Below are 15,288 nucleotides of genomic sequence, written 5' to 3' on the forward strand. Positions count from 1 at the left end.
CTTAATGATGCTGTTTCCAGGCAATTGCTGCAAAATCTGCAAACTCATAAATCATATTTGCCAGGTTTGCAAGCAGTGTCAAGCGGTTTTGTTTAAGTGCTTCATCTTTCGCCATGACCATATTATTGTCAAAGAAATCATGTATCGGCAATGCAAGTTCATCGAGCATAGTCAGAGCTGCGGCAGCATCATAACTATTATTGGCAGTTTCAAATGCTTCCCGCTTACTTTGGAATGTATCAAACAGCAGCCGTTCACTTTGTGTTTCAAAGCTTTTTTCATCGATGGTACCAGACTTTCCTTTGGATGCGAGATTCAACACACGGCTCAGTGCCTCTTGCGTCGATTTAAAGGTTTCATCATTACGTTTTTTTGAAAGAATACTTGCTTTTTCAAAGGTGTATGGCAATACACCGATACCGTTCGCAGTTACAGCTTCGATAACATCAGGTTCGATTGCCGCTTCTTTCAGCAAATAGACAACTCTTTGCGCGATAAAATCATGCAATTCCGTTTCAAAAATCTCTTTTTCCATTCCCTGAATTGAACTGGAAACAAACAATTCGCTGCACATAGCCAACAATTCTTCAACAGTGACAGACCAGTGCTGTTTATTCAAAATCCGCAATGTCCCCAGTGCCTGTCTGCGAAGTCCGTAAGGATCCTGTGAACCAGTAGGACGCAGTCCTGCATAGATGCCTCCTGCAATACTATCGAGTTTATCAGCTACACTCAACACTGAGCCGATGCTGGTCTTCGGCAATGGTCCTTGCGCATGATCAGGCAGATATTGCTCACCGATCGCCGTGCAAACCGTTTCTTCCTCTCCAAAATGTTTGGCATATTTTCCACCCATGATACCTTGCAAATCGGTAAACTCGTTTACCATATTCGTACTAAGATCGAATTTGCAAATCTCTGCAGCACGGATAGCCATCCGGGTTTGCGCTGGATCATATTGCAGCATTTTACAAATGGATTTTGTGATTAGAACGATACGATCCACTTTATCCTGATAGGTTCCAAGCTTCTCTTGAAAAACGACATTCGCCAATTTTCGTTGATAGAAGGCTATGTTTTGCTTGCGATCGGTATCATAGAAAAATTTGGCATCTGCAAGACGGGCACGCAATACTTTTTCATTCCCCCGCACTACTGTATCCAGATGCTTACTGTCTCCGTTACGGACACCAACAAAATAAGGAAGCAGCTGCTCTTTTGAATCAAAGACGGGGAAATAGCGCTGATGCTCTTTCATAGAAGTGATCAATACTTCTGTCGGTACTTCTAGAAAATCTTCAGAAAATGCACCGTGGAAAACAGTTGGATATTCGACAAGATTTCGCACTTCCTGCAGTAAAGAAGAATCCATCGGAACATGAACCCCTTCTTTTTTCTCCGTCTCCTGAATCCCTATTATAATCATCTGTTCTCTTTCTTTTGCATCAGCAATAACATATTGATTACGAAGAAGTGTTTCGTAATCAGAAGGGTCATCTATCACGATCTTGTCACCGAGGAAACGGTGGCCGTATGTGAGATTTCCTGTAGGCACATGGGCAATATCAAAAGGGATCACTTTTGAACCATATAATGCGACCAGCCAGCGAATCGGACGCACATAGCGTAAATGTTCCGCCCCCCAACGCATATTTTTGCCAAATTGAAGTGAAAGAATGACCTCTTTGAACGCTGGGAGCAGTTCAACAGATGGTTTCCCCGCAATCTGCTTATTGATAAAAATATAAGATACACCTTTTATTTCTTTAGTATAGATGTCTTCTACTGTTTTTCCCTGTCCTTTTGTAAATCCGATTGCAGCTTTCGTCCAATTCCCATCGCCGTCTTTCGCAATTTTTAATGCTGGCCCTTTTACTTCTTCCTCCATATTATCCTGGTATTCCGCTACATTGCAAATCTTGATGGCAAGTCGTCGAGGCGTTGAAAAAGATGAGATTTCTTCGTATGAAATCCTCGATTCTTTCAGCCACTGTTTTGTTTTTTCTAAAAGCTGTTGTTCAGCCTTGTCTATAAAGCGTGCAGGCATTTCTTCCAAGCCGATTTCAAATAATACATGCTCACTCATTAGGCTTCCTCCTTTTTGAGCATTGGGAACCCAAGCTTTTCTCTTTCAGCAACATAGTTTTTGGCTATTTCCCTGGCCAGGTTTCTAATCCGAGCAATATATCCTGTTCGCTCGGTAACCGAAATAAGCCCTTTTGCGTCCAGTAAATTGAACGTATGGGAACATTTCAAGACATAATCATATGCAGGGAAAACCAGCCCTTTTTGCATCGTCTGCTTAGCTTCTTTTTCATACATGTTGAAGAGCTCAAACAGCATTTCCTCATTCGATTCTTCAAATGTATATTTGGAATGCTCATATTCCGGCTGATAGAATATATCCCTAAGCTTAAAATCCCGAGACCATTGCAGATCGAAAACATTTTCTTTGTCTTGAATGTAAGAAGCGAGGCGTTCAATCCCATACGTCAATTCGACAGTAACCGGGTTTGCTTCCAATCCGCCTATCTGCTGAAAGTATGTGAATTGCGTGATTTCCATTCCATCGAGCCAAACTTCCCATCCAAGGCCAGCAGCGCCAAGTGTTGGGTTTTCCCAGTTGTCTTCTACAAAACGAATATCGTGTTCTAAAGGATTTATTCCAAGCTTTTCTAACGAACCGAGATACAATTCCTGAATATTTGCAGGAGAAGGCTTAATAATAACCTGGAACTGGTGATGCTGATATAGGCGGTTAGGATTTTCGCCATATCTGCCGTCAGCCGGCCGCCTTGATGGCTCTACGTAAGCGACACGCCACGGCTCAGGACCGAGACTTCTTAACAATGTCATTGGAGACATGGTACCTGCGCCTTTTTCAACATCATATGCCTGCATCAGCATACAGTTTTGTTCAGACCAATATGTTTGCAAAGTCAATATCATTTCTTGCACATTCATCATTCGCAACCTCCGATTTTAATGTCAATTAAAAAAACCGCCGCTATGCCTGAAAATGGCATAGGGACGGTTTTGATCCGCGGTTCCACCCTATTTGCTCCCATTTATGAAACGGGAGCCGCTTTATTAAACTGCTCAGAAGCGCCTTCTCTAATACACTGACATCCGGCTTTCACTACCCCAGACTCGCTTTGGTCAGAGACTATTAGGTACTACTCTTCATCATAGCAAACAATTTTGATTATGTAAAAATCATACGCCATGCCAGCGGGTTTTGTCAACCATGTGTTATTTCAACTTATCTAACTGATTCAGGAATCTTTTTGTTTTGAGAAAGTACCCGCCATACTGGTCATAATAAGCGTCCAGTAACATTCGGAGCCGATTCAGATTATCTGGTTTAACTGAAATCTGCCCTACTCGTTTCAAATCAGCCTTCGTAAAAAGATGAAGCAACTTGGCAACAGCGTCTGGAAGACCTATGGCATGCGGATCTTTGTATCTGCATTTCGGACATAATAAGCCGCCTTCTGCGATGGAAAAAGCAAAGGGGAATTGTTTCGATTCGCAGCTTACACAGTGATGGACTACTGGTGCGAACCCACTGACAGCATACAGTTTCAATTCATACATCATGATTGGAACCGCCATATCCTTACCGGCCGCAATCCATTCCAGTGTCAAATAAAGTTGCTGGAACAAAAAAGCATTTCCCTGCCTGTTTTCTACCAGTTTATCAGTAAGTTCGAGAATATACGAGGCATAAGCCGTTTTGAATATATCCTGCCGAATCTCACGAAAAGAGTGGATGACTTCTGCCTGTTGTATTGTGCCCAGTCCGGAAGACAAATAGGCCATGAATTCCCCATAAATGAATGGCTGCGTTACGGCAGCCATTCTGCTTTTCGGTTTTTTCGCTCCGCGCGCAACGGCCGAAACTTTTCCGGCATTTGCACTATATATTGTTACAATTTTATTGGTTTCTCCGTAATCTTGTGTCCTGATTACAATTCCCTTGACCTTATCCAGCACAACACTCAACCTTCCCTTTTTAAAAAGGTAAAATGCTACCAACGCATTTCTTGTTAGCTGAAAGAGCCTGTATGCTTACTCGTCCAGCCAGCCATTAAGCATCATCCAGTGCTGAAACCAGCATATCCCGTGTCAGTCCGATCCCAGAAAAAGAAAAGCTTTTCCAGCCTTGGCAGCTCCAATGGGAGCAGTGTTTCTATTTTTTCTAACTGTCTTGAACGAAATGCTTGGTCTTTATTCTCCTTTTTGTATCCACACTTAAAAAATCCATATTTCTTATCTGAGGCTGGGCATTTTAATCATTATTCGTCATTGCTGTGTCTATTTCATTATCTTCTCCAGCATCCGGCTGTGTTTCCAGTTCTTTCATCAATAAATAAGTCTCGATATTGCCGGTTTCACTGAATACTTTCCATGTTAAATCAATCAATTGAAAAACCACCTTCCTATACTTCAAAAGTATAATCCCGTGAGGCTTTAACAACCACATACAACATTATTTGTATACATTTAGAATGACCCCGATCGCTCAAACAATGACTCTTAATTTTTTCCAGTATAGATTTCCGCTAAGAAGGATCTATTGATCAGCATACAACTCTTGTCTGACTAAAAATCAATATTCGTCTTCCCGAAACCCGAATTGATGCAGTTGACCTTGCTTGTTACGCCAATCGGTCTGTACCTTCACCCATAGCTCCAGAAAAACTTTCGTGCCAAGCAGTGCTTCAATATCCTTACGCGCTTTAATACCGATTTCTTTCAGCATACTGCCTTGTTTGCCAATCAAAATCCCTTTTTGTGATTTTCGTTCTGTAATGATTGTAGCTTGTAAATATACCGCGTTTGATGGCCGCTTTTCAATACTGTCGATTGCGACAGCAACTGAATGCGGAATTTCTTCCCTCGTCAGCTCAAGTACTTTTTCTCTGATCAGCTCACTGATGATGAATCTTTCCGGATGATCAGTCACCTGGTCAGCTGGATAATACTGTGGACCTTCAGGAAGATGCTTTTTCAAAACCTCCAGTAAATTGTCCACGTTGTTACCTTCAAGCGCAGAAATCGGAACAATTTCTTCAAAGTCACATTTTTCTTTATACAATTCAATCAATTCCAGAAGTTTATGCGGATGTACCAAGTCAATTTTATTAATGACGAGGAAAATCGGGCTCTGAATGTGTTGCAGACGGTCCAATATATATTGGTCACCTCTGCCATAACCCTCTTCCGCATTAATCATGAACAGGATAGCATCCACTTCATTCAATGTGTTTTCAGCAATTTTCACCATGAAGTCGCCCAAACGATGCTTGGGCTTATGAATCCCTGGTGTGTCAATAAATACAAATTGTGCGTCATCCTGCGTTAAAACGCCTTGTATCTTATTTCTGGTTGTTTGTGGTTTATTGCTCATGATTGCTATTTTTTGACCGACAACACGATTTAAAAATGTTGACTTACCAACATTTGGCCGGCCGATGATAGCGATAAATCCTGATTTATGGTTCATTTTTCTGTTTCCTCCAAGGCGTCAAGTTAATACTTTATTTTATCATACTATAAAATAGCTTCCCTTTCATCCATTCGACAAAACCTTTAAAAACATCACAACATCAGACAACATCCTGTCCATAAAAAAAGGGTGAGACAAAACCCTGGGAAATGTAAAAAAGTTGAACGGCACCATCTTGACATGGAACCGCCCAACTTTTTTTATCTAGCTTAGTAATTTCGTTGATTTGCACGCCAGGCGCCCCGACAAGGGGTGTGCAGGCGTTGGCGCAAAGGCCGTATGCAGCTTTCCTTCCCTCATGTACTTTCTAAGAAAATCACTTCCTGCGGGGGCTTCAGACTCGTGCTGGGACTGCGATTACGCTTCCCAGCGAAAACCATTGTTCCCGCAGGAAAGGAACGCTTCGGCAGCATTCACATCGCACGCAGAAAAAGCGAATTTCTTTTTCAAGGAGTCAGCCGCCTTTCGCTCCAATCAACTAGAGGTGAAATGGCACTTTATAGCTGTTTTTGGATAGTTCTGTCCCTCCCTCTTTGAAGAAACTAATGCAGCAAATGGAGGAATTTCGGAATGAAGACAAGCAGACCAATGACGGCCGCAGTCAGTGCGGCCATTAGGACAGCACCGGCAGCAATATCTTTGATGGCTTTTGCCTGCGGATGTATTTCCGGTTTCATATAATCAATTAACCGTTCTACTGTTGTATTAATCATTTCCGCGACAAATACCAAACCGCTTACCCCGAGCACAAGACACCATTGAACGGCAGTAAGCTGCAAACAAAATCCAAAAATGACAACAAGCAGAAATATGAATATATGGATCCGAAAATTTCTTTCCGTCCGAACGACCTGCCAAATACCATTTAGTGCATACTGAAAACCGATCTGCTTTTTTTTGCTATCTTTCAAGCTTGAATTCCCCCAGAATATCATCTTGTTTTTGAAACATGATCTTCTCGTCTTCTGGAGTCATGTGATCATAACCAAGGAGATGCAGCAATCCATGGACAGCTAAAAAGCCCATTTCCCTTTCCAAAGAATGCTGGTATTCAACAGCTTGTTCTTTCGCTCTGTCTACAGAGATGAGAATATCTCCCAGAATAAGTGGCAAATTCTCCCCGATAATTTTCATTTCTTCCTCTGATTCTTCTTGAAGGGCAAAGGAAATGACATCAGTCGGCTGATCTTTATGACGATAATCGCGGTTGATCACCCGGATTTCTTCATTATCCACAAAGCTGACGGATAATTCTGCTGTATCTGCTATGTTTTCGTATTTTGCCGTGAAGTGTAACAGCCGCTTGATTAAATCTAGCATATCTTCAGTAACGGAATCGGTGTGATCCTGAAAATCAATGTGCATTTTTTGGTCTCTCCTTTACTGGGTATTTAATTCTTGAATGAAAAATACCTTTTAATGTCTCGCATATTGTCTGACGGACTATCTTTAATTCTCGAATGGACAGTGGGCTATCATCAAGCTGGTGATCCTGAATGCGATCAGTCACAATTGATGCAACAATTTCATCGATTTTCTGTTCTGTGGGCTCTTCCAATGATCGGACCGCAGCTTCAACAGAATCACAAATTGAAATGACAGCGACTTCTTTTGTCTGTGGTTTCGGCCCAGGGTAGCGGAAAAGTGCTTCCTTCACTTCAGGATTAGACTTTTTTTCCTTGTAATAAAAATATTTCAATAATGTAGTACCATGGTGCTGTGTGGCTATATCGATAATTTCTTTTGGCATTTTCTTTCGTTTAAGCATCTCAGCCCCATCATAGGGGTGGCGGATGATGATTTCTGCGCTTTGCTTAGGAGAGATGTAATCATGCGGGTTTTTAGTTCCCATTTGGTTTTCGATAAAATAAAGCGGTCTGACTGTTTTCCCTAAATCATGATAGTATGAACCCACCCTTGCCAGCAAGCCGTTTGCCCCAATTGCTTCACAAGCTGTTTCACTAAGGTTGGCAACCATAACAGAATGATGGTATGTACCCGGTGCTTCAGTCAGGATTTTTTTCAGCAGTAGTTGATTTGGATTGGATAACTGCAATAGCTTTATATCTGATAAGATGCCCAAAACTGATTCGAATAAAGGCAGCAGACCAATTGTCAAAATGATTGAAGCCAATGCTGAAGCAAATCCAAATCCTGTTTGTAAAAACAAATCTTTCACTGAATATTTTTCAAATGAAATGAATATAAATATCAGTACCGACAATACATTTACGATGGACAAGCCCAACCCGGCTTTTACAATAGCCAGACGATCCTTGACATTTCTTAGAAAAAGCACCGCTGCCATTTGCGAGAAGAAAAAATAGACTCCGGCTTCCACGTTCAGGGAACCTGGAATTTGGCCATTGAAAATCATCATGCTGAAAACAGCGTACAAACTCGCAAAAATGATCGCGATCCGTTCATTGAGCAATAATTTCATCAATAATACGCCAATTGCTGCAGGAACAATGTAGAACAATTGATTTGTCGGAGACATATACACACTGACCAGTTTCATCAGCGAAAGCACAATGACGCTTAAAAGTAAAACTGCCGCTGTTTTTCTCTTTACCATACTGCTGCTTTCTGCCAGCACATAAAATTCGTGTGCGATGATACCACATGTTAAAATCACAAAAATAGCCAAACCGATCAGCGGATAGATATTGCGTTCCTTATTCAGCAAGCCTACAAGCTTCAATTCTTCATATATTTCATTTGTTATTGTCTGGCCTTCCCGGACAATAATCTCCCCCGCGCGAATCATGACTGGTTCGACATTACCGGCAGCTGTTTTCCTTGCCTCGTTCGTTTTGTTGACATCGAAGAAGGAATTTTCTTCTACAGCAAATTCAGCAAACTTATAAAGCACTTGTTTCATCGCCTCATCAAGTTTCGAATATTTCACTCGGTCGCGTACTTCAGTTATACTGCTTTGCATTGTATCAGGGCGAACACCTTTTTCCAGCACCTGTTTCAGAGAAGCAAGAAATATTTTTTCGCCTTCGAACCGCTGTTTTTCAGGCAGCATCAGCAAGCTCGCAAAAGCACTGTCATTAATCTGTTCTGTGATTTCAGGTGACAATATCTGTTTCAGTTTTTCTAGTTTTTCCTGATGGGTGGGAGACACTTTCTTTTCTTTATTAGCAGAGCTGTTTACTTTTTCAGAGTCAAGCTTATTAACCGCGTCAAAAATTTCTTCGATATAAGCTATCCTTTCCGTTGTTATTTCACTTGATATATCATAACGATCCTCCACAGATTGAATCGCTTGCCTGGTTTTGCGCTCTGTTTCCTGCTGGTTTTCAATTGTGATTGGCGCATATATTGTCTGCTTAGCGATATTGAATCTTTCTATATTATAGGTTTTCGTATACACATTATTGATAGTAAGCAAGAATAGAAATAACGCAAGTATGCCTACAGGTAAAATGACTGTCAAACTTTTCGTACGGATAGTATGTATCACCAATTTTATTAGTCTTTTTATCCTGCCTGCCAATTGGTTTCCCCTCCCCATTAAGTGAAAATCCATTCAACGGAGGGTCTAACCTCTCCAGCTAAATGCCTGCCCCGCGCAATGTTTTACAAGTTGTTTCCACACTCTGACTAGTACGCCACTGTCCCAAGAGCCGCTTCTTGCATTCCGCCTCTACTGACATCGTGCTAAGTCGGGGCTTTTTTTACTCCGGCCGCCTAAATTGCCTTCCTCTATTGGGGTTGCGGGCGCTTTATGCTTACAAGATAAAAGAATACGAGAACCATTACCGCAATGGACGACACCTGATTATAAAAATCAGACTTCCGGACGAAGTCTGTTTATTGCTGTTTATTCTCATATGCATTGATTATTTTTTGTACCAGCGGATGTCTTACTACATCCGTTTGGTTCAAATATATAAATGATATTCCCTTCATATTCGCCAGCATTTGGCTGGCGGTGATCAAACCGGAATGAACGCCTTTAGGCAAATCAATCTGCGTCACATCACCCGTGATGACCATTTTGGATTCAAATCCCAATCTCGTTAAGAACATTTTCATTTGCTCAGGTGTCGTGTTTTGGGCTTCATCCAAAATAACAAATGCATCATCCAGTGTTCTCCCCCGCATATACGCAAGCGGCGCAATCTCGATTACCTCACGTTCTATCAAGCGCATTGTATGTTCTGCTCCAAGCACATCATGCAAACCATCATATAAGGGGCGTAAATATGGATCGACTTTCTCTTTTAAATCACCAGGCAAAAACCCCAGGCTTTCACCAGCTTCTACCGCGGGTCTGGTCAAAATTATCTTCTTTACCAGACCATTTTTGAGCGCATGGACTGCCATAACAACGGCCAAATAAGTCTTCCCTGTTCCGGCAGGGCCAATCCCAAAAACCAAGTCATTTGATTTGATGGCGGAAATATAGTTTTTCTGGCCAAGTGTTTTGACGCGAATTGACTTACCTTTTGCGCTTTTTGTAATTTCATCTTCAAATAAGGTTTCAAATTGTGCTATTTTTCCTTGTTGAGCCAAATCAGTTGCATACACGATGTCTCTCTGTGAAATAGCTAATCCTTTACGGATTACTGAGAGTAGTGCGGAAAGGATTTCTTTTACTGTTTGCTTATTTTGTTCCGTTCCTTTGACAGCCAGCTGTTCACCTCGTGTAATGATACTGACATGTAATTTATCCTCAATATATTTCAAATGCCGATCGTTGTTGCCGAATAATGCAACTGCCTCATCTGGTCCGCTTAACGCGAGGTCTATCGTTTGAAGTTTTTCTGACATAATCAATCTCCTTGGGACATAAATGAATATGATCATTTATTGTTTCTCATCATTTCCACTTATAGCTTGTGTTTGTACAATATTTTCTTCTACAGTCATATATATGGTTAGTTTAACTTTACCATGGTCTGTAGATTCATGCAAAATTTTTTCGGAGATGATCTTCGCGCCTTCTGGAAGCTGCATCCGCAACTGATGTTTTGCCTGGTTGACTCCTATTTTCATCGCTTCGGATTTCGTATGAGAAACATGTTTCGAACGCTTCTCATTCAACACCGACTCCACAAACGAAACTGGCAGTTTCCAATTGAAAAAATATATTGGTTTTTTATCGTTGTCCACTTGCATTTTTTCGAAATCCGGTGAACCAAAATGCCATACTGGCATTTGAAAATCAGCCAATTGTAAATAGTATTTTCTTTCTTGTTGCCCTGTCAATTCTTCTTTCGAGGTTTTCATTGGTACGGTGACATTGACCTCATACCACGTTTTAGCAATTACTTCTCCTTCAGCAGAAACAAGGATTGGGCTTTTTTCACTTTGCTTTGCCTTTTTATCGCTATTGTTTTCCTGTAAATTTCCAGATACAAGCACATCTCCCGGTTCGACAAAATCATTGACATATACTAATGGCCTTCCTTTGGACACGTACATTTTCTTAATAATCCCTTTTTTAGCTGCGATAAGATTTCTTGGTCCTGAGACAGGATCTTTTTTGACGACAATCTTTTCCACCCCTTCCAAATGGAAGGTTGTCCCCATTTTTTCTACGCCAACCCATAATAGTTCGGGAATATCCCGAAGCAAGTCCTGCTGTATATCACTGGCGGGTTCCAAAGAAAAAGTCCACGCGCCAGGATGAATACCATAGTTATTCAGTTCCTTGGCAATTTTCTTTTCAATGTCGATTGGAACACCGGTAATCTCCACTTTCCACACGATATTGGAAAGCAACAAGATTAAAAGTCCACTGAGCAGTGTAGCTGCCACTAATTCCTTTTTGCCAAGGAATCGCCCTATGATGAAGGGCATTCCTTTTTTACGGGAAAAAATTACTTTATAACCGGTATTTCTCCTTATTCTTCTCATCATATGGATGTCGCTTAATCTTATATTGCCTTCACATGTTTTGGGATTAACCTTTTTTACATTCCAGACAGGTATTTTATGATCGACACAACGTTGAAAAAATAATTCCGGCATCGACCCTTTTACCGCAATTGTCACATAACCTGTTAAAAGAGTTGCTTGTACGTGTTTCATCGTTTCCTCCTATCCTATTCCGGAATGAATCTGATATCTGTAATTTTTCCTTCTACCAGTATTTCTTCGGGCAGCATCAGCTTTAATACGAATGAACTGCCTGTCAGTTGAATATACCCTTGCGTCGTCTTCAATCGCAGTTCCGTGTCCGTAAAGATGGAAATTCCATTATGGTTTTCAATATAAGCATGTATTTGCCCGATCATGGTTACACGCGGGAGTTCATGGACTGCATCAGAAGGAAGTCCGAGATATTTTGTAAATAAAGGACGCAAGTATTGATGGATTCTTTTCAAAATTGCGGCCTCCTCTCACATTCATGTTTATGAAAATGGGAGCGCATTAAGAACCAAAAAAAGCTGTGTATCTGTGAGCACAAGCTCAACAGATACACAGCTTTTTTATCTTCCCCGTCGTTTTGCAACGACATTTTTATAAGGCTTTCTGCCTCTGGGGGCACCAAGAACCTCTGACATGATGATTCCTTCGATTAAACCATTCCTGGTCAATTGTCTTTTCATTTGTTTTCTAAAAGCCCTTTGGGTTTCACTTTCCAGTTTCTTCCCGTCTCCCAGTCCGTGAAGGGCTTTATGATTGTTTTCATCCATTTCTTCCATATTCCTGATGGCTTCAATTGTATGCATACGTCCTGCAAGGCGTTCCATTTGCTTCTGCTGCTGTTCCTCAATGGAAGAGGAAGACGCAGTCGAAATCTGTTTGTCGTACTTTGGTATCGAGACAGTATCCGACGGCCCAGAAGGTGTAGGCGTAGGTTTTGGAACGCGAGCAGTGCGTTGCTGGTTCTGCTGGCGCGAGGATGAACCTGGGCCCGGCCGATGCATTGGCGTATGTTTTTTTCTCTCATCAGTTTTGTTGCCAGCTTCCTTATTTCCGGACAAGAACTTTAAAATTCCGGCCCCGATTGCAAGGATAAGGATGAGGTTGCTGAAGATGAAGTCAAAAAAACTGTCCATAGAAACCCTCCTTACTTCATATACGGCAATCAGTTGTCATTATCATCATGGTCATCTTTATTGTCTGTCAGTTTTCCGATGGAATCACGCATATCCGTATCTGCATTGATATTTTCGTAGTTCAAATAATCCATCACACCCATTTTACCGGAACGAAGAGCTTCAGCAAGCGCTTTTGGAACTTCCGCTTCTGCTTCAACAACATGAGCGCGCATTTCTTGGACACGAGCAACCATCTCTTGTTCTTGTGCGACAGCCATTGCGCGTCTTTCTTCCGCTTTGGCTTGAGCGATATTTTTATCAGCCTCTGCTTGATCCGTCTGCAAAATCGCTCCAATGTTTTTACCGATGTCTACATCGGCAATATCGATGGATAGAATTTCAAATGCTGTGCCCGCATCAAGACCTTTAGCAAGTACCGTGTGCGAAATAGAGTCTGGATTTTCCAATACCTGTTTATGAGAGTTTGAACTACCAATTGTGCTTACTACACCCTCACCAACACGCGCGATAACCGTTTCTTCTCCAGCCCCACCGACCAGACGATCGATATTTGCTCTAACAGTGATTCGCGCCAGTGCTTTTACCTCGATTCCATCCATCGCAATACCGGCAATGAACGGCGTTTCAATCACCTTCGGATTTACACTCATCTGTACAGCTTCCAACACGTCTCGGCCAGCTAGATCAATAGCTGCTGCTCGTTCAAAAGTCAGTTCAATATTTGCCCTATGTGCGGCAATCAAAGCATTGACGACTCTGTCAACATTACCTCCTGCCAGATAGTGACTTTCCAATTGGTTTGTTGTCACACTCAAACCAGCTTTGTGTGCTTTAATCAACGGATTGATCACCCTGTTCGGGACAACCCGACGCAATCGCATACCCACTAAGGTAAAAATACCTACTTTTACTCCAGCTGCTAGTGCGCTGATCCAAAGCATCACAGGAATAAAAGTGAACAAGATCGCTACTGCGATCAAGATCAGTGCAATAATGATAATCGGCATCAAATCAACGATGTCCATTACGCAAACCCCCAATTATTTTTAATATTTCGCCAAATGGCAGCTTAATGTTGCCACGAATACGTAAAGCAGCAATTCTTTTTTGTTATGCAGCCTGGATTTTGGCGAGGCCAAACCTTCTTCCTAGATATATCTTGCTGTAAATAACCAGATACGTCAAGCGTTATATCGCAATATGCAACCATTTTTATACCAGGCTGGTTAATTATCTGGTTCTCTATCCGAATTTTCCCTTACAACAACTCGTGCTCCTTCAACTTTAATCACTGAAATAGTGCGATCCTTAGGTATGAAACTTCCTTCGGATACAACATCAATGCGCTCACCATCCACCAGCGCAGTTCCTGAAGGCCGCAGATTAGTCAATGTTTTACCGGAAAGTCCAATCAATTCAAGACGATTCTCAGAAGCGATATAGCCAAGCTCTGTTTTCGTGCTGTCACGAAGTATGATGTGCCTGAAAAGTCCTTTTTCCATTCCAATTACTTTGAATAAAATAATTGCAGCAATAACCGCTACCAAAAAAGCGATCCCAATACTGATGGACATGCTTACGATATTCGCCCCTGCTAAAAATAGAGAACCGACTACTGCAGCAGTTCCAAGCAGTCCAAGTATTCCTCCCGAAACAAAGAACTCGGCAATAATCAAAGCCAATCCTGCCAAGAGCAAAATGATCGTTTCCATACCAGCGAGCCCCGCCACCACGTGACCGTAGAAAAAGAGTAACAATGCAGCAATACCCATTGATCCAGGCACTCCAAAACCAGGGGAATATAATTCAACAATCAGACCAAGGCTGGCAATTGACAGCAAAATTGGCACAACCACAGGATTGGTCAAAAACCTGGCTATCTTTTCAGCGATTGTTGGCTGCGTTTCAATGATTGTTGCATGATCAAGATCCAATTCATGCAATAAGGCGACACGGTTAGGTGCGATTGCTTCGGCATAGCCTACTTCAACAGCCTCCTTTGGACCTAGTGTCAAAAATTTCCCTTTTGGAGCGCCGTACGTTGGTAGATCGACATCCTTATCCGCCATCGCAGCTGCGTATAAGGGGTCACGACCTTTGGATTCAGCTGCACTTTTCATTGCTGCCAGCCAAGCCGATTGTGCTTTTTTATCCGCTTCAGTGCCATCTTGATTGATCACCCCGCTGGCTCCTATGGTGGCTTGTGGTTTCATATAAATGCTGTCCGTATTCAAAGCAATATAGGATCCAGCAGATAACGCATCATTCACAATATAAGCGGTTGTCGGTATATCAGTGCTTTGCAATAGTTTTCCGATTTGTTTTGCGGCGTCTACCCTGCCTCCAGGTGTATCGATTTCAAAAATCAGCTGTTCAGCACCAGCTTCTATTGCTTCATTGATAGACCGCTCCAAGAAAGCCTCCAAACCACGCTCAACTTCCTGCTCAATCGGTATCACATATACCAGCTTGCCCTGCCCGTCTGTTTCTTTTGCCTTTGCATTGACGGGAACCGTCATTTGAGTAAAGATGAACAGCACGGCCCCAAAAAATACAGCATATGTAATCCATTGGTTCTTCAATGCACCACCCCCGTACGAATATGTCGGATGAATCTCGTCAAAAATGAATGATCCGGGCAAACAATTTACTGTGGGTTATACAACCCTTATGTATATATACGAATTTGTAAAGAAATGGTTTCAAAAAGGACGAAGTTATGTAAAAAACACATCCTCTATGGAATGGTAG

14 protein-coding genes and 1 other annotated feature are annotated in these 15,288 nt (G+C 41.9%); all 14 genes read right to left on the reverse strand.

The features are described 5' to 3' along the window. Nucleotide 1 precedes the first annotated feature (1 nt). Nucleotides 2-2,086 carry a glycine--tRNA ligase subunit beta gene (gene glyS, locus ACFSMW_RS05680; protein ID WP_390353758.1) on the reverse strand — a complete coding sequence of 695 codons (2,085 nt, stop codon included), beginning with the start codon at nt 2,084-2,086 and terminating at the stop codon, nt 2-4. Next, the gene (gene glyQ / locus ACFSMW_RS05685; RefSeq protein WP_390353942.1) at nt 2,086-2,964 is read right to left on the reverse strand and encodes a glycine--tRNA ligase subunit alpha; all 879 of its coding nucleotides are present in this window, start codon (nt 2,962-2,964) and stop codon (nt 2,086-2,088) included. Before glyQ ends, glyS begins: the two co-directional genes overlap by 1 nt. A gap of 59 nt (nt 2,965-3,023) precedes the next feature. Next, nucleotides 3,024-3,199, reverse strand: a binding site (T-box leader). Nucleotides 3,200-3,252: 53 nt separating this feature from the next. After that, nucleotides 3,253-3,996, reverse strand: a complete 744-nt coding sequence (gene recO, locus ACFSMW_RS05690; RefSeq protein ID WP_390353760.1) for a DNA repair protein RecO — start codon at nt 3,994-3,996, stop codon at nt 3,253-3,255. A gap of 295 nt (nt 3,997-4,291) precedes the next feature. Further along, a complete protein-coding gene (locus ACFSMW_RS05695; protein ID WP_390353762.1) occupies nt 4,292-4,426 on the reverse strand; it encodes a YqzL family protein in 135 nt (44 codons plus the stop codon). 186 nt (nt 4,427-4,612) lie between these two features. Then, on the reverse strand, nt 4,613-5,509 hold the full coding sequence (gene era / locus ACFSMW_RS05700) for a GTPase Era (protein ID WP_390353764.1): 897 nt from the start codon (nt 5,507-5,509) through the stop codon (nt 4,613-4,615). Nucleotides 5,510-6,054: 545 nt separating this feature from the next. Beyond that, entirely contained in the window at nt 6,055-6,423 is a 369-nt protein-coding gene (locus ACFSMW_RS05705) for a diacylglycerol kinase family protein (protein ID WP_390353766.1), read from the reverse strand. After that, nucleotides 6,413-6,877 carry an rRNA maturation RNase YbeY gene (gene ybeY, locus ACFSMW_RS05710; RefSeq protein ID WP_390353768.1) on the reverse strand — a complete coding sequence of 155 codons (465 nt, stop codon included), beginning with the start codon at nt 6,875-6,877 and terminating at the stop codon, nt 6,413-6,415. Before ybeY ends, ACFSMW_RS05705 begins: the two co-directional genes overlap by 11 nt. Further along, complete coding sequence (locus ACFSMW_RS05715) at nt 6,867-9,017, reverse strand: HD family phosphohydrolase (RefSeq protein ID WP_390353770.1); 2,151 nt, start codon at nt 9,015-9,017, stop codon at nt 6,867-6,869. The genes ybeY and ACFSMW_RS05715 overlap by 11 nt, the downstream gene beginning before the upstream one ends. Nucleotides 9,018-9,334: 317 nt before the next feature. After that, nucleotides 9,335-10,297, reverse strand: a complete 963-nt coding sequence (locus ACFSMW_RS05720; protein ID WP_390353772.1) for a PhoH family protein — start codon at nt 10,295-10,297, stop codon at nt 9,335-9,337. 36 nt (nt 10,298-10,333) lie between these two features. Next, nucleotides 10,334-11,560, reverse strand: coding sequence for a sporulation protein YqfD (gene yqfD, locus ACFSMW_RS05725; protein WP_390353774.1), 1,227 nt, complete (start codon nt 11,558-11,560; stop codon nt 10,334-10,336). 14 nt (nt 11,561-11,574) lie between these two features. Further along, nucleotides 11,575-11,856, reverse strand: a complete 282-nt coding sequence (gene yqfC / locus ACFSMW_RS05730) for a sporulation protein YqfC (protein ID WP_390353776.1) — start codon at nt 11,854-11,856, stop codon at nt 11,575-11,577. 105 nt (nt 11,857-11,961) lie between these two features. Beyond that, nucleotides 11,962-12,534 (reverse strand): hypothetical protein, encoded by a 573-nt coding sequence (locus ACFSMW_RS05735; protein ID WP_390353777.1) that lies wholly within the window; start codon nt 12,532-12,534, stop codon nt 11,962-11,964. 29 nt (nt 12,535-12,563) lie between these two features. Then, nucleotides 12,564-13,562 (reverse strand): flotillin-like protein FloA, encoded by a 999-nt coding sequence (gene floA, locus ACFSMW_RS05740; protein WP_390353779.1) that lies wholly within the window; start codon nt 13,560-13,562, stop codon nt 12,564-12,566. 201 nt (nt 13,563-13,763) lie between these two features. After that, on the reverse strand, nt 13,764-15,056 hold the full coding sequence (locus ACFSMW_RS05745; RefSeq protein WP_390353944.1) for an NfeD family protein: 1,293 nt from the start codon (nt 15,054-15,056) through the stop codon (nt 13,764-13,766). Between the last annotated feature and the right edge of the window lie 232 nt (nt 15,057-15,288).

The sequence above is a fragment of the Tigheibacillus halophilus genome, from assembly GCF_042683165.1.
Lineage (GTDB): Bacteria > Bacillota > Bacilli > Bacillales > Amphibacillaceae > Tigheibacillus > Tigheibacillus halophilus.

What these genes read in the sequence shown, in the direction of transcription:
- glyS (WP_390353758.1), bottom strand. Translation starts at nt 2,086, where the DNA reads ATGAGTGAGCATGTATTATTTGAAATCGGCTTGGAAGAAATGCCTGCA.
- glyQ (WP_390353942.1), bottom strand. Translation starts at nt 2,964, where the DNA reads ATGAATGTGCAAGAAATGATATTGACTTTGCAAACATATTGGTCTGAA.
- era (WP_390353764.1), bottom strand. Translation starts at nt 5,509, where the DNA reads ATGAACCATAAATCAGGATTTATCGCTATCATCGGCCGGCCAAATGTT.
- ybeY (WP_390353768.1), bottom strand. Translation starts at nt 6,877, where the DNA reads ATGCACATTGATTTTCAGGATCACACCGATTCCGTTACTGAAGATATG.
- ACFSMW_RS05720 (WP_390353772.1), bottom strand. Translation starts at nt 10,297, where the DNA reads ATGTCAGAAAAACTTCAAACGATAGACCTCGCGTTAAGCGGACCAGAT.
- yqfD (WP_390353774.1), bottom strand. Translation starts at nt 11,560, where the DNA reads ATGAAACACGTACAAGCAACTCTTTTAACAGGTTATGTGACAATTGCG.
- ACFSMW_RS05735 (WP_390353777.1), bottom strand. Translation starts at nt 12,534, where the DNA reads ATGGACAGTTTTTTTGACTTCATCTTCAGCAACCTCATCCTTATCCTT.
- floA (WP_390353779.1), bottom strand. Translation starts at nt 13,562, where the DNA reads ATGGACATCGTTGATTTGATGCCGATTATCATTATTGCACTGATCTTG.
- ACFSMW_RS05745 (WP_390353944.1), bottom strand. Translation starts at nt 15,056, where the DNA reads ATGACGGTTCCCGTCAATGCAAAGGCAAAAGAAACAGACGGGCAGGGC.